Source organism: Pseudomonas putida S13.1.2, from assembly GCF_000498395.2.
Lineage (GTDB): Bacteria > Pseudomonadota > Gammaproteobacteria > Pseudomonadales > Pseudomonadaceae > Aquipseudomonas > Aquipseudomonas putida_Q.
The window spans coordinates 2295293-2314008 of record NZ_CP010979.1 but is presented as its reverse complement, the minus strand read 5'-3'; the positions used below and the strand labels follow the sequence as shown (position 1 = coordinate 2314008).

Sequence of the window (18716 nt, the reverse complement as noted above, 5' to 3'; positions counted from 1 at the left end):
CCTGCAGCAAACCCGTCACTGGCGATGCACGTGGACGCTGGCCTGCATCGCTTCGGCGCCACCGCCGCGGCGTACGCCCCTGACCGGGCAGGCGTCCAGGTAGTCCAGGCCGACTGCCAGCTTCAGATGACGTTCCGGGCGTGTCAGGCGGTTGGTGATGTCGAAGCTGTACCAGGCGTCGTCGACCCAGGCCTCGGCCCATGCATGGCTGGCCAGGTGCTGTTCGTCCTCGGTGCACAGGTAACCAGACACATAGCGTGCCGGCACCCCAAGGCTGCGTGCGCAGGCCAGGAAGGCGTGGGTGTGGTCCTGGCACACGCCTGCACCACCACTGAACGCTTCGATGGCCGTGGTGCCCACCGAAGTGGCCCCTGGGCTGTAGGGCATGTGTTCGGCCAGGCCTTGCATCAGCGCGATCAGCGCTGCCCGGTCGCGGTGGCTGCCGCATTGCCGGGCGGCAAATGCGATCAGTGCGTCATCGGCCTGGGTCAGGTGGCTGCCGCGCAGGAACGGCAGGGGGGACTGGCTCTCGAGTTCGTGTTCGCAGTCCGGGTCGATCTCGACCTGCCCGCGGGCGGTCAGCGCCAGGTGGCCATGGGGTTTGTCCAGGGTCAGTACATGCAGGATGTTGCCATAAGGATCGATCTGGCCCTTTACCTTGCAAGGCAGGTCCAGTTGCCATTCATCGATGCGCTGGCGTTCGCTGCTGCGTGGTGTCAGGCGCAGCAACTGAATGCTGTTGCTCACGTCGCTGGCGTAGCTGTAAGTGGTGTCGTGGCGAATGGACAGTTTCATACGACCTCCAGGTAGGAGTGATGGACGGCCTGGCCCAGCTGGTTGATGCGGCCGATGAAGTCGCTCAGCCAAGGGTGCAGCCCGGCGTCGAGTATTTCGTCGATTGCGGTGTAGCGCAGGCGCGCGTTCAGTTCGGCGGCCATGCGCTGGGCGGCGCGGCCGCTGCTGCCCGGCAGGCCGGCCAGAATCAGGTCCAGCTCCTCGATGCAGGCATGCAGCGAGCGCGGCACGTCCACCCGTAACAGCAGCAGCTCGGACACTGGCCGGGCACTGGGCGCGGCGCGATACAACTCGTTGAAGGCTTCATACGAGGTCAGCGCGCGCAGCAAGGCGCTCCACTGGTAATAGCCTCGGGCGGAGCTGTCGCTGACCTCTTCGGAAGCCTCGCCGAACATTTCGTAGCGCGCATCGAGCAGGCGCAGGGTGTTGTCCGCCCGCTCCAGGAAGGTGCCCAGGCGGATGAAACTGTAGGCATCGTTGCGCATGATGGTGCCGGAGGTGGCGCCGCGGAACAGGTGCGAGCGCTCCTTGACCCAGTCGCAGAACTGGCTGATGCCATAGCGGCCAAGGCCATTGCTGGCGATGTTGCGCATTTCGATCCAGGTGGCGTTGATGTTCTCCCACATGTCGGCGGTGATGCGGCCGCGCACAGCATGGGCATTGGTCCTGGCGGCCTGCAGGCAGCAATAGATGCTGCTGGGGTTGGTCGCGTCGAGGGCGAAGAAGTGCAGCATGCGCTCGGGGTCGAGTTCGGTGTGCCGGCGGATGTAGTCGTCCAGCGTGCCAGAGGCCAGCAGCGACATTGCAAGCTCGGCATGCCCGTCGCTGCGCCCGGCCTGGGGCATCAGCGACAGCGAATAGCTGACCTCGAGCATGCGCGCGAGGTTTTCTGCGCGTTCCAGGTAGCGGGACATCCAGTACAGGTCGGAAGCGGTTCGCGAAAGCATGGTTCAGTCCTCCACCACCCAGGTATCTTTGGTACCGCCGCCCTGCGACGAGTTGACCACCAGCGAGCCTTCCTGCAAGGCCACGCGGGTCAGGCCGCCAGGCACCAGGCGCGTTTCACTGCCCGATAGCACGAACGGGCGCAGGTCGATGTGGCGCGGCGCGATGCCGCTGTCGACGAAGGTCGGGCAGGTCGACAGGCACAAGGTGGGTTGCGCGATATAGGCGTGCGGGCGGGCTTTGATACGCGCGCGGAAGTCCTCGATCTGGGCGCTGGTCGATGCCGGCCCGACCAACATGCCATAGCCGCCAGAGCCCTGGGTTTCCTTGACCACCAGCTCGGGCAGGTGGGCCAGGACATGGGACAGGTCCGCGGGCTTGCGGCACTGCCAGGTCGGCACGTTGTTGAGGATCGGCTCTTCGCTCAGGTAGAAACGGATCATGTCGTCCACATACGGGTAGATCGACTTGTCGTCTGCCACGCCAGTGCCGACTGCGTTGGCCAGCACCACATTGCCGGCGCGGTACACCGAGATAAGCCCCGGTATGCCCAGCGTCGAGTCAGGGTTGAAGGACAGCGGGTCGAGGTAGTCGTCGTCCAGGCGCCGGTAGATCACATCCACCTGCTGAGGCCCGGCAGTGGTGCGCATGTAGACATGCTCGTCACGCACGAACAGGTCTGCGCCTTCGACCAGCTCGATGCCCATCTCCCGGGCCAGGAAGGCATGCTCGAAGTAGGCGCTGTTGAAACGGCCGGGGGTGAGCAGCACGGCGGTGGGGTTGTCCAGCGGGCTGGCGCTCTTGAGCGTGTCCAGCAGCAGGTTGGGGTAATGGTCGATGGGCGCGATACGCTGGGCGGCAAACAGTTCGGGGAACAGGCGCATCATCATCTTGCGGTCTTCGAGCATGTAGCTGACGCCGCTGGGGGTACGCAGGTTGTCTTCCAGTACGAAGTAGCTGCCATCGCCGTCACGCACCAGGTCGACACCGGCGATATGGGCGTACAGCCCACGGTGCAGGTCCAGGCCCTGCATGGCGATCTGGTAGCCCTCGTTGGCCAGTACTTGCTCTGGCGGAATGATGCCGGCCTTGAGGATGCGCTGATCGTGGTAGATGTCCTGCAGGAACAGGTTAAGGGCCTGCACACGCTGGATACAGCCACGCTCGACCGTGCGCCACTCGCTGGCGCGGATGCTGCGCGGGATGATATCGAAGGGGATCAGGCGCTCGGTGTCCTGTGAGTCGCCGTACAAGGTGAAGGTGATGCCGGCGCGGTGAAACAGCAGGTCGGCCTCGCGCCGGCGCTGCTCCAGCAGCTCCAGCGGGGTGTTTGCCAGCCAGCGGGCGAACTCCTGGTAATGCGGGCGGCAACTGCCGTTCGCTTCGTACATTTCATTGAAAAAAGCCCGGGACATACCCACTCCTTGCCGCCGTCGCCGGCAGCTTCATTGCGGTTCATCTGCGTATTTCGGGGTGCTGCCTTGCTGGGGTAAGTGGGTGCTGTGTCTGGCGTAAGCCTCGGTTGCGATTGATTGCCTGTGCGTTGGGCACAAACAGCCTTTGCAATGAAAGTGCCGAAAATGCTTGGTAGTGCCGGGAATGCGGGAAATGCGAGGGGCATTGCGGACCGGCGCTGTCGGGGGGGCTTTGGCCGATGCATCAAAAAAGGGCGGTTTTGATCAGGGAGAGGGTTTTGAACCGAGATGGGGCACGGGCCGGTGCCTGGCGCGGAAAAAAGGAAGTGTTCCGGGTGCATGTCTTGGGGTTTATGTGGTGCGTATATCGAGCGCCGCCCGCGCGGCGCTCGATCGCACAGACGCTGAAAACCTCCAGGCGAGCGCCTCAAGGCCCTCAAAGGCAGGCGTACACCACCAGCTCCACCAGCATTTCTTCACGTGCCAACCCCGCCACTACGATTGCCGCGCGGTTAGGGTAGGGGGCCTGGAAGTAGTCGGCATACAGGCTGTTGACGGTGGCCAGGTATTGGCGGTCGGTCACGTAGATCAGCACCTGGGTCACGGCATCCAGCGAACTGCCGGCGGCTTCCAGGGTATGGCGCAGGTTGTCCAGTGTCTGGCGGGCCTGCGCCTCGATGCCGCCAGCAACCACCTGGCCCTGTGCGTCGATGGGGATCTGGGCGGTGTAGAGCGTACCGTTGCCGACTACCGCCCATTCCAGAGGGGCCCGAGAGGCGAACAGCTCGGTCTTGATTGCATGTTTCATACGCTGGTTTCCTGAGTGATGAGCGGCTTCAGTCAGCATCGCTGCCGCCGCCTGCGCCGTGGCGGCGCGAGGCATCGGTGCTTTCGACGAGGATGTGTTCGGCCAGCTGTTTTAGCCGTTGCCAGGTGTGGTCGTTGACTGTAAAACCCTGCTGCAAGGTGCTCTGCGGGTTGGCTGGCGCCGTTGCGGTCTGGCCAGGCCGGCTGAACAGCACCGTGACGCTTTGCTCGGCCGCGTCAATGGCGCCGGGCCGGGCTTCACTGAGCAGTGCCGGGCGCTGGATCCCGGCGGTAAAGTCGGCCAGGTGGCACTGACGGGCATCCTCCCAGCGGGCTTGCACATGCAGCCCCTGCACTGCTGCCCGGTTCAGGTAACCCAGCAGCAGCAAGCGGTTGTGGCAGTGGCGGATGCGCAGCTCGGCCTGACCACTGCGCATGGCTTTGGCTACCGCCAGTTCCACCACTGTGGCGGCGCAGCGCAACACGCTCTGGCCCTTGGCGTCGATCACCAGCAGGGCGTTATCCTCGTGGCTCAGGGTGTACGGCCTGGCAGCTTCGGCTTGCAGGTAGAGCAGGGCCTTCTCCAGCGCACCTACGCCATCGAGCCCTTGCAATTGCAGCCAGCCCACCAGCTCGGCGGCGTCCTCGCAGTCGCCGGGGGCGAAGCCCATGCCTTCGAATGCCTTGCGGCACATCACCTGTATTTCGTTAAGCGATACGCGCATGGTCAAAGTTCCCCTTGCGGCATGACCGCAAAATTCCAGTCGTCAGCGAATGGCTGGCCGATGTCGCTCACCAGCGGTGCGCCCTGGAACAGCGTTATACGCACCCAGCGGCTCGACTTGGGGTCGAACTTGCCCGCGCCGAAAAACGCCAGTTTGCAGCGCAGCAGGTGAATCGGCAGCATGTCCCGGGCCAGCAGGTTGGCGCGGATTTCGCCGTAGGTCGTCTGAGCCATGCCTTGCAGGCGGCGCACCGTGCCCTTGAACGCCGGTTGGGCGATCAGAAAGTGCGCGGTCAGCGCCTGAGGCTCCAGCTGCAGGTGCTTCAGCAGTGCGGCGTGGCACTGCTGGATATTACGGGCAATGCCCAGCTGCATTTCTTTTTCGGCCCCCGGTTCCTCGGCGCGCATGCCCAGGCGCGGCTCCTCTTTCTCGGCCGATCGGTACCAGAAGAAGTGCTCGGCATCCACGGCACTGAAGTCGTACTCCAGCGCCCAGCCGTACTGCTGCTCGATGAGCTGGCGCAGTTGCCCGAGGGGCATCTGCGCGTCCAGCTGCCAGCTTTCGTTGACGCCCATGTGCTCGGCCAGTGGCGTGACCTGCTCGGGGTACAGCTCCAGCAGCAGGCTTGCCAGCAGTTCCTGACAGCCCACCCCCGCCTGTGTCTCAGCCCAGGCCAGCAGGCGCGACCAAAGGCCTGCGTCGGTGGCTTGTGCGCCAAGCCAGGTGGTCAGTAAAGCAAGCTCGGCCAAGGTTTGCAGGTTCTGCTCATGCTGGCGCTGGTCTTCGGTCCGGGACTGTTCCAAATGCAGGCGGGCGCGTGCCAGCAGTGCCTGCAGGCGCACCAACCGGTCAGGGTCGGCCGGCTGCGCCAACACCAGGGCCAGGGCGGTTTCCCGGGTGCTGATCCAGCGTTCCACCAGCTGCGGGTGGTTGATCAGGAACGGGGCCATGCCCAACCCGGTCGCGTTGCCGACCCCCAGGTAACGTTGCAGGGGCGGGGCCAGTTGCACTGCCCGCTGCGGGTCGAGCGCCTGGGCCATGTGGTTGATCTGCTCGATGCTGAAGTGGCGCAGCAGGTAGACCGTGAACATCTGCGCGCTGAACGGCTGGCTGAAGTCCGGGTTGTCTTGCAGGCAGCCAAAGTCGGCGATGCCGAACTTGCCGTTGCCGTACACCGCCGTGGTGCGGTACAGGTAGCCAACTTCAGCCAGTTGCTGCGGGTCGGGCTGGTGACCCTCCGCCAGCGCCGCCAGAAACCGGTCGAAATTGCGCAGGCTGCGGTTGGCCCGTGACAGCACGAGCACGCGGGCATCGAAGCGGCCCGCCTCCTGCAGCGGCACGTTACGCTGAAGGTCGGCCAGTTGTGCAGCATCGACATCACCATTCACCAGCACGAAGGTAACATCCCACTGGTCAGCGATGACCCGGTCGCTGCGCTTTTCCGGCGGCAGGTAGGCTGAGAAGATCACGCAGTGGTAATGGCCATGCGGCGTGTCGATGCGATAGATAGCGGTGCCGAAGCCTTGGCCGTCAAGGTCGAAGCAACTGCGCTGGATATGCCAGTGCTGCTGCATCATCCGCCGCATGCTGCTACGCACGAAGCTCAGCGGGCTCTGGAAGTGGCTGCCCAGCCGGGCCAGGTCCATGACCTGGCTGGCAGGGCGCAACGCGGGTATTGCAGGCACGTTGTCGGACATTGTTGTTGTACCTGGATGGATCATGTTCAGACGCCTTGTTCGCGGGCCATGTGCCGGGCGATGCGCACTGCATCCCACAACGCTGGCAGAATCACCAGCGACACCGGCACCGCGGTAATGACAATGAAGGACTGCAGGGCTGTCACGCCGCCTGCGCCAATGGTGATCAGCACCACCGCTGCCAGGCCCATGCCGATGGCCCAGAAACCGCACAGCCATTTTTTCGGTTTATCGTTGCTGGACATCGCCAGCGCCACGGTGAAGGCCATGGCATCGCCATTGGTGGCCACCGAGATGAAGCTCAGGAACAGGAACAGCGCGCTGATCAGGCCCCCCAGTGGCAGGTTCTGTGTCACCCCCAGCAGCAGGTCCTCGGGCTGGGTGCCGTGGGCGGTGACGATGCCTGGCGTTTGCAGCTCCAGGCCGATACCGGTGCCGCCGACCACGGTGAACCAGAACATGGTCACCAGCGGCGCGATGATCGACAGTGTCATGATGATCTCGCGAATGGTGCGGCCGCGCGAGATCCGCGCGACGTACAGTGCCACCATGGGCGCGTAGCCGATGAACCAGCCCCAGTAGAACACCGTCCACCAGTCCAGCCACTTGGGGTCGGCGCGGAACATCGCCATCGGCAGGAAGTGTTCCACATGCTCGGCAAAGGCCGCCGGGAAACTGCCGAGGATGAACAGCGTCGGCCCGAATACCACCATGAACAGTGCCAGGCCGATCATCAGCCAGACGTTGATCTCGCTGACAAAACGGATGCCTTTGAGGCCCACCAGGCACGAGACGGTGTACATCGCCGTGACCAGGACGATGGTCAGCGCCTGGGTGACGATATCGTTGGGCAAGCCCCACACCGCATGCATGGCGCTGCTGATCTGCAAGCCGAGAAAGCCGATCGGGCCGATGGTGCCGGCGACCACGGCGATGATCGAGGTGGCGTCGGCCAGGGTGCCGATCGGGCCCTTGAGCGCCCGCTCGCCGAACAGCGGGTAAAGCAGCGTGCGCGGCGCCAGAGGCAGGCCCTTGTCGTAGTGCAGGTGCATCAGCACGATTGCCAGCAGGCTGCCCAGCACGGCCCAGGCCAGAAAGCCCCAGTGCACGAACGATTGCGCCAGTGCCGCGGTGGCCGCCGCTTCGCTGTGCGGTTGCAAGCCGGCGAACAAGGGCGGCGGGCTGGCAAAGTGCATCATGGGTTCGGCAGCGGCCCAGAAGGCGCCGCCACCTGCCAGCAGGGCGCACATGATCACCGCGATCCAGTTGAAGGTGCTGATGTCTGGGCGCTGGGTAACGCCGCCCAGGCGTACGCGCCCGCATCTGGAAAAGCCGATGAACAGGCTGACGGCGAAGGTTGCCAGCATCAGCACTTGCCAATAGAGGCCAAAGGCTTTGGTCGACCAGGCGAAAAGCGTGTTGACCAGCGCCGACACGCTGTCGATGTCGATCAGCGCCGCCAGCAGGAATGCGCCAAGGAACCCGCCGCTGATCAGGAACAGCGGCCAGTCGATGTCGCGGGCCATTGGCAGGCCCATGGCCTGGCCTTCAGCCTGCACGGTGGTTGGGTTTTTCATGAAGCCTCCGGAACCTGCGATTGTTGTTATTGTTGATGCTGTCCGTGCAAGGGGCTCAGGCCTGTGCCGTGGTGGCGGTCTCCAGCAGGCGCAACCAGTTCAGCCCCATGATGTTGGCCACGTCCTGTTCGGCAAAGCCACGGGCGCGCAGGCCCTGGGCGATGTTGCCGAAGTCGCGGCTGTCGCGGAACCACTGCAAGGGCGCCGGCCAGTTGGCGTTGTCCTTGGAGCCTTCGCCGTAGTCCTTGTCCTTGCTCCAGCGGCCGTTGCGCATCCATTCCAGCACGGCCAGCGGTTGCGCCTGACACAGGTCGGTGCCGATGCCGATATGCTCCACGCCCATCAGGTCGGCGGTGCGCGCGACCATGTCGCAGAAGCTTTGCAGGCTGCAGCCCGAGGCCCCCTTGAGGTGGAACGGGTAGGTGCTGAAGCCCAGCAGCCCGCCGGATTCAGCGATGCCGCGCAGCACCGCGTCGGACTTGTTGCGCTTGGCCGCGTGGAAGCTGGCCGGGTTGGCGTGGGAGATGATCACCGGTCGGCTCGACAGCTCGATGGCCTCCAGCGTGCTGCGCTCGGCGCTGTGGGACATGTCGATGAGCATGCCGACGCGGTTCATTTCGGCGATCACCTGGCGGCCGAAGCGGCTGATGCCGTTGTCTTCGCGCTCATAGCAGCCGCTGGCCAGCAGGCTCTGGTTGTTGTAGGTCAGCTGCATGACGAACACCCCGAGCTGGCGGAAGACTTCCACCAGGGCGATGTCGTCCTCGATCGGCGAGCAGTTCTGGAAGCCGAAGAATATCCCCACCCGGCCTTCCTCGTGCGCCAGGCGGATGTCGCTGGCCGTACGCACCGGGCGGATCAGCTCGGGCCAGGTCTCGAAGCGGCGGTTCCATTCGCCCAGGCGCGACAGGGTTTCGCGGGCGTTCTCGTGGTAGGCGATGGTGGCGTGCACCGCGCTCAGGCCACCGGCCTGCATCTGCTGGAATATTTCCGGGCTCCAGTTGGAGTACTGCAGGCCGTCGATCATCAAGAGGTCGTGCATGGCGTGTACTCCTTCAGGGCCGCAGGTAGGTGGTCTTGACCACGGTGTAGAAGTCACGGGCGTACTGGCCCTGTTCCCGTGGGCCGAAACTGGAGGCTTTGCGGCCGCCGAACGGCACGTGGTAATCGGTGCCGGCGGTAGGCAGGTTGACCATCACGCAGCCGGTCTGGGCGCGGCGCTTGAAGTGGCTGGCGTGGCGCAGCGACTGGGTGATGATGCCGGCAGTGAGGCCGTATTCGGTGTCGTTGAGCGTGGCCACTGCCTCTTCAAAGTCGCGCACGCGGATCACGCAGGCGATGGGCCCGAACACTTCCTCGCGGTTGATGCGCATGTCATTGCGGCTGTCGATGAACAGCGCCGGGCGCATGTAGTAGCCGTCGCTCTCCAGTTGCAGGCGTTCGCCACCTTCAATCAGGGTGGCGCCTTCGGCCTGGGCCAGCTCCAGGTAGGCCAGGTTCTGTTCCAGCTGGCGCGCGTCGGCCACCGGGCCGATCTGCACGCCGGCCTGAAGGGCATGGCCGACCTTGAGCTGGCGCATGCGCAGGCGCAAAGCCTCGACGAAACGGTCGTGGATGGCTTCGCAGACGATCAGCCGCGACGACGCGGTGCACTTCTGCCCGGTGCCGAAGAAGGCGCCGTTGAGCGCGCATTCCACGGCGAGGTCCAGGTCGGCGTCGTCCATGACCACGAGGGCATTCTTGCTGCCCATTTCCAGCTGGCAGCGCACCAGGTTACCTGCGGTGGCGACCGCCACGCGCCGGCCAGTCTGCAGCGAACCGGTGAACGTCAGGGCATCGATGTCGGCGGACTGCACCAGCGCTTCGCCGACCTCGGCGCCGCTGCCCATTACCAGGTTGAAGGTGCCGCTTGGCAGGCCCTGGCGGCTGATGATCTCGGTGAGTGCCCAGGCACTGGCCGGCACCAGGTTGGCCGGCTTGAACACCACGGCGTTGCCGAAGGCCAGGGCCGGGGCGATTTTCCAGGCGGCGGTGGCCATGGGGAAGTTCCATGGGGTGATGATGCCCACCACACCCACCGGTTCGCGATGCACTTCGATGTCGACCCCGGCGCGCACCGAGGCGGCGGTCTCGCCCATCTGGCGCAGTACTTCGGCGGCGTAGTAATGGAAGAACTGGCCGCTGCGGTTGACCTCGCCGATGCCTTCGGCCAGGGGCTTGCCTTCTTCTCGCGAGAGCAGCTCGCCGAGCTCTTCCTTGCGCGCAAGCAATTCGTCGCCAATGGCCATCAGGATTTGCTGACGGGCTTCCAGGCCGCTGGCGGCCCACTGCGGTTGTGCGGCGCGGGCGGCCTGGATGGCCTGGCGGGCCTGTTCGGCGCTGGCCTGATGGTACTGGCCGATCAGGTCGCCGGTGTCCGAGGGGCTGTAGTTGCCCTGGGTGGTGTGGCCTTCGCACCACTGGCCATCAATGTAGTTGTTGTAGGTCTTGTGTGACATGGATGAACGCCTCTGTTTGCATGGCATTCATGATGCGAGCAATATGCAGCAAATAAAAATTAATAAAAAAAATGCTTTGATAAGGAATGCTAACCATGTTGCCCGAGCTGAAGATCGCCCAGTTGCGCTACTTCGTACTGGTCGCCGAACTCAAGAGCTTCCACGCCGCCGCCCGCCAGGCCTTTCGCACCCAGCCGGCGATATCCCTGGCCGTGCGTGAACTGGAGCAGAAGCTGGGCCAGGCATTGGTCGAGAAGGGCGGGGGGCGGGTAGAGCTGACGCCCTTCGGCGAGCATTGCCTGCCGTTGTTTCGCGGTTTGATCGAGCACCATGACCGTATCGCCCGTGAAGCCACGCTGCTTGCCCGGCATGAAATCGGCCAGGTCAGCATCGCCACGGTGCCTTCGGTGGCCAGCCGCATGCTGCCAGGGCCGCTGGCCCGCTTTGTAGCCGCGCACCCCAACGTGCAGGTCAGCATCCAGGATGGCACCGCCGAACGTGTGCAGCAGTTGCTGGCCCAAGGGCAGGTGGACTTCGGCATCAGCAGCTTGTGGATGGACGATGAACAGCTCGAATTCGCCCCGATCGTGAACGATCAGGTGGGCGTGGTGTGCCGTAGCGACCACCCATTGGCGCAGGCGGGTGATCCGCTGCACTGGGCGCAGTTGCAGGGCGTGCCGATGATCCGCAATGGCACTTCGCAACTGCTGGCAGGCACCGAGGCCGAGGGTTTGCTGGCGCACAGCCGGCTGTTCATCTCCAACATGATTTCGTTGATCGCCATGCTGGAGGAGGGGGTGGGGATCAGCACCTTGCCGTATCTCGCCTTTCCGCAGGAGAACGACAAGCTGGCGTTCGTACCGCTTGTGGAGCCCAAGGTCGAGCGGCATATCGGCATGCTCACCCGCAAGGGGCGCAGCTTGTCACCTGCGGCGGGGGCATTGATGGCGTTTTTGCAGGTGCAACTGGCCCAAGCCGGCTGAGCCTGCGGCTCATGGCACCCCGGGCTGGCTGGTGCAGGCCGCCAGGTCCTCCAGAAACGCCTGGAGGATGGGCGGGCGCGACACACCGCGCCGGGTAACCACCTCGAAGGGTGAGCTGAGGTCCAACGTGCTGGCCCCCAGGCGACGCATTTCGCCCGTCTTGACCCACTGCTCGGCAAAGTGCACGGGCAAAAAACCGATGTAGGCGCCGGAAATGATCAGGATCGCCGCTGCCTCGATGTTCTCCACCGTTGCGTCGGCCTTGGAGATGCCCAGTTGCTCCAGGTCGTACTGCTGCATGTAGCCGCGCACCACGATACGGCTCTGGCGCACGTCTTCCATCAGCCGGCCGTTGGCTGCATTGCTGGCGAACAACGGGTGGCGCCGGCCACAGTAAAGCCCCAGGGCCTCGTCATACAGCGGCAGGTAGGACAAGCCAGCCACCCGTAACGGGAAATGGCCGATGGCCAGGTGCAGCCTGCCATCCAGCACGCGTTCTTCGAGTTCTGCCGGGGCACCGATGTAGATGTGCAGGTGGGCATCATGCCCACGTGAAACAAAGCGCTGGGTGGTGCGCGGTAGCGGCGAGACGGGGTCGGTCAGGGTGGAGTCGATGATGCCCAGGTTGAGCTTGCCGCTGATGTGCTGCTTGAGCACGTCGGCGTCCAGGCAAAAGCTCTCCACGGCACTGAGCAGGCGCAAGGTTGCCTCATGGATCGCCACCCCTTGCTCGGTCAGGCGAAAGCCGCTGCGCCCGCGTTGGCATAGCTTGACCCCAAGGCGGGTTTCCAGGTGCGTCATCTGTTCGCTGATGGTCGACTGGCCGGCATTGAGTGCCGCCTGCGCCGCAGAAAAGCCGCCGCACCGGACGATAGTGGTGAATACCCTGAGCAGCTTCAGGTCGACATCGTGGAGCTGGATCACCGTAGCCTCCCGGCCGGGCCTCACATCGCCCGTGCTGATATGAGCGCCCGTGCATTGTTCTTGTTGCGCAAGCTAACCATGAGTGCCAGGCCGCTGCAATGCCTGGCGTTCTCCGCCCGCATTGCCTTCGGATACATCGGAAGGGGCGATGTATGTATCTGCACTTGCGCATTTTTCCCTGCCCTGGTGGTTGCCATAGTGGCTGCAACGGTGGTCGAGCAGTCGCCCCGTCTCCTGACATACAACAAGAAGTGGAGAAACCAGAACATGGCAAAACACGGTTACGAGTCCGGCCGCCTGAACCTGCCCTTCGTGGGCCATTGCACGTTCGCCAAGGCGCCGGTGTGCACCGACTGGGAGGCTATCGACGCCGATGTGGCGATTTTGGGCGCGCCTAATGACATGGGCACCCAGTGGCGTTCAGGGGCGCGTTTCGGGCCGCGTGGCATTCGCGAGGCATCCACCCTGTTTTCCTTCGGCCATGCCGGTGCCTACGACTTCGAGGATGACGCCACCTACCTGACCGAAGACCAGGTGCGCATGGTCGATGTAGGCGATGCCGACATCGTGCACACCGACATGGTCAGCAGCAACGCCAACATCGAGGCGGCCGTCAGGCAGATCCTCGCAGCCGGCGCCATGCCGGTGGTACTGGGCGGTGACCATTCGGTGCATGCCCCGGTGATCAAGGCGTTCGAAGGCCATGGGCCGATCCACATCGTGCATTTCGATGCCCACCTGGACTTCGTCGACGAGCGCCATGGCGTGCGCTATGGCCACGGCAGCCCCCTGCGCCGCGCCTCGGAGCTGGATCACATCGTCGGCATGACCCAGATGGGTATCCGCAACGTGTCGTCATCCAACCGCGACGACTACGACGCCGCTCGCGAGGCCGGCTCGCAGATTCTTTCGGTGCGTGACGTTCGCCGCCTGGGCTGCGAAGGCGTGCTGGCGAAAATCCCGGAAGGGCGCAACTACTACATCACCATCGACATCGACGGCTTCGACCCCTCCATCGCCCCTGGCACCGGCACGCCGAGCCATGGCGGGTTCCTTTACTACGAAGTGCTGGAAATCATTCAGGCGCTGGCCAAGCGCAGCCACGGCCGCATTGTCGGCATGGACCTGGTCGAAGTGGCCCCGGCCTACGACCCCACCGGCATGACCTCGATCCTTGCCGCACAACTGCTGATGAACAGCATCGGCTTCATTTTCCACGCGCGCGCCAAAGCACGCTGACCCGGAGACTGTACTGTGGACAACAAGGTAAAAGCCTATTTGCAGGCCTTCGGTGTTAGCGAGGCGACCCAGCGCTTTCTCAGCAAGCCGCAGCGCATGTTCATCGGGGGTGCCTGGCTGGAGGCCAGCGACGGTGGCAGCGCCGAGGTGGTCGAGCCCTCTACCGAAGGGGTACTGACGCGCATCCCCATGGGTACCGCAGATGACCTTGACCGTGCGGTGCGCGCCGCGCGTGCGCAGTTCGATGGTGGCGCCTGGAGCCAGCTGAAACCGCTGGAGCGCGAACGCCTGATCCATCGCCTGGCCGACCTGATCGAAACCCACGGCGACGAACTGGCGCAGATCGAAGCCATCGACATGGGCAAGTCGGTGGTGCAGGCGCGTGCCGTCGACATTCAGGGCACGGTCGACACCCTGCGTTATTTCGCCGGTTGGGCCAGCAAGATTCATGGCCGCACCGTCGAGCCTTCGCTACCAGGCAATTACCTGGCATACACCCGCAAGGAAGCGGTAGGGGTGGTCGGCGCCATCGTGCCGTGGAACTTCCCGCTGCAAACCATGGCCTGGAAACTGGGCGCAGCGCTGGCCACCGGCTGCACCGTGGTGGTCAAGCCGGCGGAGCTGACCTCGCTGTCGGCACTGCGCTTTGCCGAACTGGTACAGGCGGCAGGCGTTCCCGACGGGGTAGTGAACATCGTGACCGGGCGCGGCAGCGTGGTCGGCCAGGCGATGTCCAGCCACCCGGGCATCGACAAGCTGAGCTTTACCGGCTCTACCCCGGTGGGTTGTACGGTGGGCAAGACGGCGATGGACCAGATGAAGCGCCTCACCCTCGAACTGGGCGGCAAGTCGCCGGTGATCGTGTTTGCCGACGCGGACATCGAGGCGGCGGCGCAAGCCGTGGCCAACGGCGTATTTTTCAATTCTGGGCAAGTGTGCGACGCCGGTACCCGTGCTTACATAGAGCGCAGTGTCTACCCGGCATTTCTCGAAGCGCTGGCGCGCTACACCGCGACGTTGAAGATCGCCCCGGGGCTCGACCCTGAGTGTTTCATCAGCCCCATGGTGTCGCAGCAACAGCAGCAGCGGGTGCTGGACTACATCGCCCTGGGCAAGGCCGAAGGCGCGCAGGTGCACTATGGCGGCGAGCCGCTGGACGGCCCAGGCTTTTACGTGCAGCCGACGATCTTTGCCCACTGCCGCAACGACATGCGCATCGTCAGCGAGGAAATCTTTGGCCCGGTGCTGGTCACCCAGCCGTTCGATACCCAGGAGCAGGCCCTGGCCCTGGCCAACGACTCGCTGTTCGGCCTGGCCGCGGCGATCTACTCCAACGACCTGGGCAGGGTGCACGGGCTGATCCCGCAGTTGCGGGCCGGTACCGTGTACGTCAATGCCCACAGCACCCTCGACCCGGCCATGCCGTTCGGTGGCTACAAGCAGTCGGGCTATGGCAAGGACCTGGGCGCGGAACAACTGGAGTTTCTGCTGGAGACCAAGGCGGTCTGGATCACCTTGCCCTGAGGTTCAGGGCCTGTCTGCGTCGCTGAGGTTTGGCGAGCGACGCAGGTTCAATCAAGCATCGAATTTCAAGAACAAGAACCTGTCGAGGTGATGCCGATGAACAGCCAAGTGGATGTGGAGCGTGCGCAGGACCTGGAAAGGCGCCTGTGCGCCTACGAGGAGTTGGAAAAGCGTGTGCAGTGGCCGGGCGCCTTGACGGCGGCTGACGTGGTTGCACTTACCCTGCTGGTGCTGGTGATGATTGCTGGCGCGTACTACCTGGGAGGCCAGCCATGAGCGCCTCCCGCGAGCAGGAGTTTCGCCTGGGTGCGGAACGTGGCGACACCCCCTTGCTACCCGGTGAGCGGGTCTGGGGCTTCTGGGGCTTTGCGTACGCCAACTCGGCGCTGGCGGTGGCCACCTGGGTGTTCCTGATCGGCGGCGCCACGGCGCTGTTCGTCGGGCCCTTGCAAGGGATTGCGGCGATCATCATCGGCAACATCATCGGCGTGGTGCTGGCTGCCTCGTCCACCTGCCTGCCCTGTGGCAAGTACGGCGTCGAGCAGTTCACCTTCCTGCGCAGCATGTTCGGCCTCAATGGCAGCCGCCTGGTCTACTTCCTCTCGGTGGTGGTGCTGACCATGGGGTGGCTGGCGGTGCTGGGGCTGATGTGCGGGCGGGCGCTGGACAACCTCGAGACCCTGGTGCAACAGCGCCAGCCCGGCGCAGACGGTTGGCTGGTAACCGCCGGGGCCTTGCTGGCCATTGTGCTGGCGGCGCTGGTTGCCGTGCGCGGGCCGGACATGATCCGCCGCCTGAGCGCGGTGATCGCACCCAGCCTGATCCTGATCATGCTGGCACTGATGTACTTCATTTCCCGGCGCTACAGCCTCGACGAACTGCTGGCCATGCCGCCCTTGCAGCCACCATTCGAGAACCCGCACGTCAACTTCATGGTCGCGGTGGAAATCAACATTGCTGCGGGCTTTTCGTGGTGGCCCTACATCGGCAACCTGTCGCGCCTGTGCAGCAACCAGCGTACGGCCTTCTGGCCCAACCTGGTGGGCATCTTCGGCGCCGCTTCACTGGGTGAGTCGGTCAGCCTGTTCGCGGCCACCACCCTGGGCAGCAGCGACCCCACGGCGTGGATGCGCCTGGCCGGTGGCATGGGCTTCGGTATCATCGCCTTGAGTTTCCTGGCGCTGGCCAACCTGACCGGCATGGTCAACATCCTCTACACCGCAGTGATCGGCTTGCGCCAGCTGGCAGGCGAACGCCTGCGCAGTGTGGGTTGGGGGGTGTTGATCGCGCTGTTCTGCATCATCCCGGTGGTGATCGTGGTGTTGCTGCCGGGTATTTACGATGGGTTCTTCATCTTCCTGGTGTGGACCTCTGCCCTCAACAGCGCCCTGGCCGGTATCGGCATCGCCGATTACTTCTTCCTGCGCAAGCAGCGCCTGAACCTGCGGCATATCTACGCCGAACAGAGCGTGTCGCCCTTGCGCTACTGCAAAGGCTTCAACCCCATCGCACTGGTGGCGCTGGTGGCGGGCTTTGCGGTCTACGTGGTGGTATTCAACCCGCAAACCCTGGCCCATACCGACTTCTTCACCTTCGCCACGGCCTCGCTACCGTCCTGCCTGCTGGCCGGGCTGGTGCACTACGGCCTGACCCGACTGCTGGCAGCGCGCCTGGGTTGGGGCGGCTACCCAAAGCGTAATGCACGCAATATCGAGGCCGTAGGCCTTCGCGCACAGGACTAGAACAATGACCAAGCGATACGACTACATCATCATCGGTGCGGGCTCGGCCGGCTGCGTGTTGGCCAACCGCCTCAGCGAAGACGCCGGTACTTCGGTACTGGTACTGGAGTTCGGCGGCAGCGACCGCAGCGTGCTGATCCAGATGCCCAGTGCGTTCTCCTTGCCGATGAACACCAAAAAGTACAACTGGCACTACGAGACCGTGGCCGAGCCGCACCTCGACAACCGGCGCCTGCACTGCCCACGGGGCAAGGTGCTGGGCGGTTCGTCGTCGATCAATGGCCTGGTGTACATCCGTGGCCATGCCTGTGACTTCGATGAGTGGGAAAGCCTGGGCGCGAAAAACTGGAGCTACCGCAATTGCCTGCCGTATTTCAAACGGGCCGAGCAATACAAATTCGGTGGTGACGACTACCGGGGCGGGGCGGGGCCGCTGTCGACCAACAACGGCAACAACATGCAAAACCCGCTGTACGGCGCCTGGGTCGAAGCAGGTGCCGAGGCCGGCTACATCAAGACCGACGACTGCAACGGCTACATGCAGGAAGGCTTTGGTGCCATGCACATGACGGTGAAGGATGGCGTGCGCTGGTCCACCGCCAATGCCTACCTGCGCCCGGCCATGAGCCGGCCGAACCTGACCGTGATCACCCATGCGATGACCCGGCGCATCTTGCTGGAGGGCAAGCGGGCGGTGGGCGTGGAGTACGACCAGGGCGGGCAGACGCACAAAGTCATGTGCAACCGCGAGGTGCTGGTGGCGTCTGGCCCGATCGGTTCGCCGCACTTGCTGCAGCGCTCCGGCATCGGCCCGGCTGCGGTGCTGAAAAGCGCCGGTATCGAGGTGCGCCACGACTTGCCTGGGGTGGGCGAGAACCTGCAGGACCACTCGGAAATCTACATCCAGTATGCGTGCAAGGAGCCGGTAACCCTCAACGGCAAGATGAACCTGCTGGGCAAGGCCCTGATCGGCTTGCGCTGGTTGCTGTTCAAGGACGGCCTGGGGGCCAGCAACCACTTCGAGGCGGGCGGTTTCATCCGTTCGTCCAAGGGCCTGCGCTGGCCGGACATCCAGTTTCACTTCCTGCCGGCGGCCATGCGCTACGACGGCGACAAGCCGTTCAAGGGGCATGGTTTCATGGTACTGACCGGGCCCAACAAGCCCAAGAGCCGGGGCCATGTGCGGGCGTTGTCGGCCGACCCGTACCAGCACCCGCAAATCCGCTTCAACTACCTGGCGAGCGAAGAGGACCGCGAGGGCTTCCGCCGCTGCGTGCGGCTGACCCGCGAGATCATCGCCCAGCCGGCCATGGACCGCTACCGCGGCGAAGAGCTGGCGCCGGGGCCGCAGGTGCAGACTGACGAAGAAATCGACGCCTTCGTGCGCGCCAACATGGAAAGCACCATGCACCCGTGCGGCTCGTGCCGCATGGGCGAGGATGACATGGCGGTGGTGGACTCTGCGTTGCGTGTACACGGCTTGCAGGGGCTGCGGGTCATTGACTCCTCGGTGTTCCCGAGCGAGCCCAATGGCAACCTCAACGCCCCGACCATCATGCTGGCCGAGCGCGCCGCCGACCTGGTGCGCGGGCGGCAGCCGCTGGCACCGGCTGATGTGCCGGTTGGGCTGGTGGGGGGCTGGGAAGAAGAGCAGCGTAGCCGCAAGCCGGTGCGCGAGATGCCTGTCCGTTAAACTACCGGTTGACGCGCTCCTACCCCGACCGCGTCAACTTGGCGGACTGAATGCGCTCCATTGGAATGATTTCGATACATGGCGTGCAAGTACAGCGCTGGCGATGCCTCGGGCAGCTCAAGGGCCTGATTGACACAAATAGATGGAGTGAC

The 18716-nt window shown here is 64.3% G+C and carries 16 protein-coding genes; 6 read left to right on the top strand and 10 right to left on the bottom strand.

Annotated elements, in window-relative coordinates; all coding sequences use genetic code 11:
- Window positions 1-15: 15 nt before the first annotated feature.
- From N805_RS10495 to N805_RS10455, 9 genes are all read right to left on the bottom strand, one after another.
- A complete protein-coding gene (locus tag N805_RS10495) occupies window positions 16-795 on the bottom strand; it encodes a transglutaminase family protein (protein WP_028613668.1) in 780 nt (259 codons plus the stop codon).
- Entirely contained in the window at window positions 792-1742 is a 951-nt protein-coding gene (locus N805_RS10490; RefSeq protein WP_028613669.1) for an alpha-E domain-containing protein, read from the bottom strand. The genes N805_RS10495 and N805_RS10490 overlap by 4 nt, the downstream gene beginning before the upstream one ends.
- 3 nt (window positions 1743-1745) lie before the next feature.
- Window positions 1746-3155 carry a circularly permuted type 2 ATP-grasp protein gene (locus N805_RS10485; RefSeq protein WP_028613670.1) on the bottom strand — a complete coding sequence of 470 codons (1410 nt, stop codon included), beginning with the start codon at window positions 3153-3155 and terminating at the stop codon, window positions 1746-1748.
- 436 nt (window positions 3156-3591) lie between these two features.
- The gene (locus N805_RS10480; RefSeq protein ID WP_028613671.1) at window positions 3592-3963 is read right to left on the bottom strand and encodes a RidA family protein; all 372 of its coding nucleotides are present in this window, start codon (window positions 3961-3963) and stop codon (window positions 3592-3594) included.
- 28 nt (window positions 3964-3991) lie between these two features.
- On the bottom strand, window positions 3992-4687 hold the full coding sequence (locus tag N805_RS10475; RefSeq protein ID WP_028613672.1) for a DUF3726 domain-containing protein: 696 nt from the start codon (window positions 4685-4687) through the stop codon (window positions 3992-3994).
- Window positions 4688-4689: 2 nt separating this feature from the next.
- Window positions 4690-6384 carry a hypothetical protein gene (locus tag N805_RS10470; RefSeq protein ID WP_028613673.1) on the bottom strand — a complete coding sequence of 565 codons (1695 nt, stop codon included), beginning with the start codon at window positions 6382-6384 and terminating at the stop codon, window positions 4690-4692.
- Between the two features lie 26 nt (window positions 6385-6410).
- The gene (locus tag N805_RS10465) at window positions 6411-7961 is read right to left on the bottom strand and encodes a BCCT family transporter (RefSeq protein WP_028613674.1); all 1551 of its coding nucleotides are present in this window, start codon (window positions 7959-7961) and stop codon (window positions 6411-6413) included.
- Between the two features lie 55 nt (window positions 7962-8016).
- A complete protein-coding gene (locus N805_RS10460; protein WP_028613675.1) occupies window positions 8017-9003 on the bottom strand; it encodes a dipeptidase in 987 nt (328 codons plus the stop codon).
- A 13-nt stretch (window positions 9004-9016) separates the two neighbouring features.
- Window positions 9017-10459: an aldehyde dehydrogenase family protein gene (locus tag N805_RS10455; protein WP_028613676.1), complete on the bottom strand. Its 1443-nt coding sequence runs from the start codon at window positions 10457-10459 to the stop codon at window positions 9017-9019.
- A 95-nt stretch (window positions 10460-10554) separates the two neighbouring features.
- On the opposite strand from N805_RS10455, the gene N805_RS10450 reads away from it, so the two are divergent.
- The gene (locus N805_RS10450) at window positions 10555-11442 is read left to right on the top strand and encodes a LysR family transcriptional regulator (RefSeq protein ID WP_028613677.1); all 888 of its coding nucleotides are present in this window, start codon (window positions 10555-10557) and stop codon (window positions 11440-11442) included.
- A 9-nt stretch (window positions 11443-11451) separates the two neighbouring features.
- On the opposite strand, the gene N805_RS10445 is transcribed toward N805_RS10450, so the two are convergent.
- A complete protein-coding gene (locus N805_RS10445) occupies window positions 11452-12366 on the bottom strand; it encodes a LysR family transcriptional regulator (protein WP_028613678.1) in 915 nt (304 codons plus the stop codon).
- A 267-nt stretch (window positions 12367-12633) separates the two neighbouring features.
- Between N805_RS10445 and speB the strand changes: the two genes are divergently transcribed.
- The 5 genes from speB (at window position 12634) to betA (ending at window position 18564) form a co-directional block, all read left to right on the top strand.
- On the top strand, window positions 12634-13605 hold the full coding sequence (speB, locus tag N805_RS10435) for an agmatinase (protein WP_016486208.1): 972 nt from the start codon (window positions 12634-12636) through the stop codon (window positions 13603-13605).
- Window positions 13606-13620: 15 nt separating this feature from the next.
- Window positions 13621-15129 (top strand): aldehyde dehydrogenase family protein, encoded by a 1509-nt coding sequence (locus tag N805_RS10430; protein ID WP_028613680.1) that lies wholly within the window; start codon window positions 13621-13623, stop codon window positions 15127-15129.
- A gap of 96 nt (window positions 15130-15225) precedes the next feature.
- On the top strand, window positions 15226-15405 hold the full coding sequence (locus N805_RS10425) for a hypothetical protein (RefSeq protein ID WP_016500197.1): 180 nt from the start codon (window positions 15226-15228) through the stop codon (window positions 15403-15405).
- Complete coding sequence (locus N805_RS10420; RefSeq protein WP_028613681.1) at window positions 15402-16871, top strand: cytosine permease; 1470 nt, start codon at window positions 15402-15404, stop codon at window positions 16869-16871. Before N805_RS10425 ends, N805_RS10420 begins: the two co-directional genes overlap by 4 nt.
- A gap of 4 nt (window positions 16872-16875) precedes the next feature.
- Window positions 16876-18564, top strand: coding sequence for a choline dehydrogenase (gene betA / locus N805_RS10415; RefSeq protein WP_028613682.1), 1689 nt, complete (start codon window positions 16876-16878; stop codon window positions 18562-18564).
- Window positions 18565-18716 lie beyond the last annotated feature (152 nt).

Bases quoted from the DNA above. Each gene is read 5' to 3' on its own strand.
- N805_RS10495 (WP_028613668.1), bottom strand. From the start codon at position 795: ATGAAACTGTCCATTCGCCACGACACCACTTACAGCTACGCCAGCGAC.
- N805_RS10490 (WP_028613669.1), bottom strand. From the start codon at position 1,742: ATGCTTTCGCGAACCGCTTCCGACCTGTACTGGATGTCCCGCTACCTG.
- N805_RS10485 (WP_028613670.1), bottom strand. From the start codon at position 3,155: ATGTCCCGGGCTTTTTTCAATGAAATGTACGAAGCGAACGGCAGTTGC.
- N805_RS10480 (WP_028613671.1), bottom strand. From the start codon at position 3,963: ATGAAACATGCAATCAAGACCGAGCTGTTCGCCTCTCGGGCCCCTCTG.
- N805_RS10475 (WP_028613672.1), bottom strand. From the start codon at position 4,687: ATGCGCGTATCGCTTAACGAAATACAGGTGATGTGCCGCAAGGCATTC.
- N805_RS10470 (WP_028613673.1), bottom strand. From the start codon at position 6,384: ATGTCCGACAACGTGCCTGCAATACCCGCGTTGCGCCCTGCCAGCCAG.
- N805_RS10465 (WP_028613674.1), bottom strand. From the start codon at position 7,961: ATGAAAAACCCAACCACCGTGCAGGCTGAAGGCCAGGCCATGGGCCTG.
- N805_RS10460 (WP_028613675.1), bottom strand. From the start codon at position 9,003: ATGCACGACCTCTTGATGATCGACGGCCTGCAGTACTCCAACTGGAGC.
- N805_RS10455 (WP_028613676.1), bottom strand. From the start codon at position 10,459: ATGTCACACAAGACCTACAACAACTACATTGATGGCCAGTGGTGCGAA.
- N805_RS10450 (WP_028613677.1), top strand. From the start codon at position 10,555: ATGTTGCCCGAGCTGAAGATCGCCCAGTTGCGCTACTTCGTACTGGTC.
- speB (WP_016486208.1), top strand. From the start codon at position 12,634: ATGGCAAAACACGGTTACGAGTCCGGCCGCCTGAACCTGCCCTTCGTG.
- N805_RS10425 (WP_016500197.1), top strand. From the start codon at position 15,226: ATGAACAGCCAAGTGGATGTGGAGCGTGCGCAGGACCTGGAAAGGCGC.
- N805_RS10420 (WP_028613681.1), top strand. From the start codon at position 15,402: ATGAGCGCCTCCCGCGAGCAGGAGTTTCGCCTGGGTGCGGAACGTGGC.
- betA (WP_028613682.1), top strand. From the start codon at position 16,876: ATGACCAAGCGATACGACTACATCATCATCGGTGCGGGCTCGGCCGGC.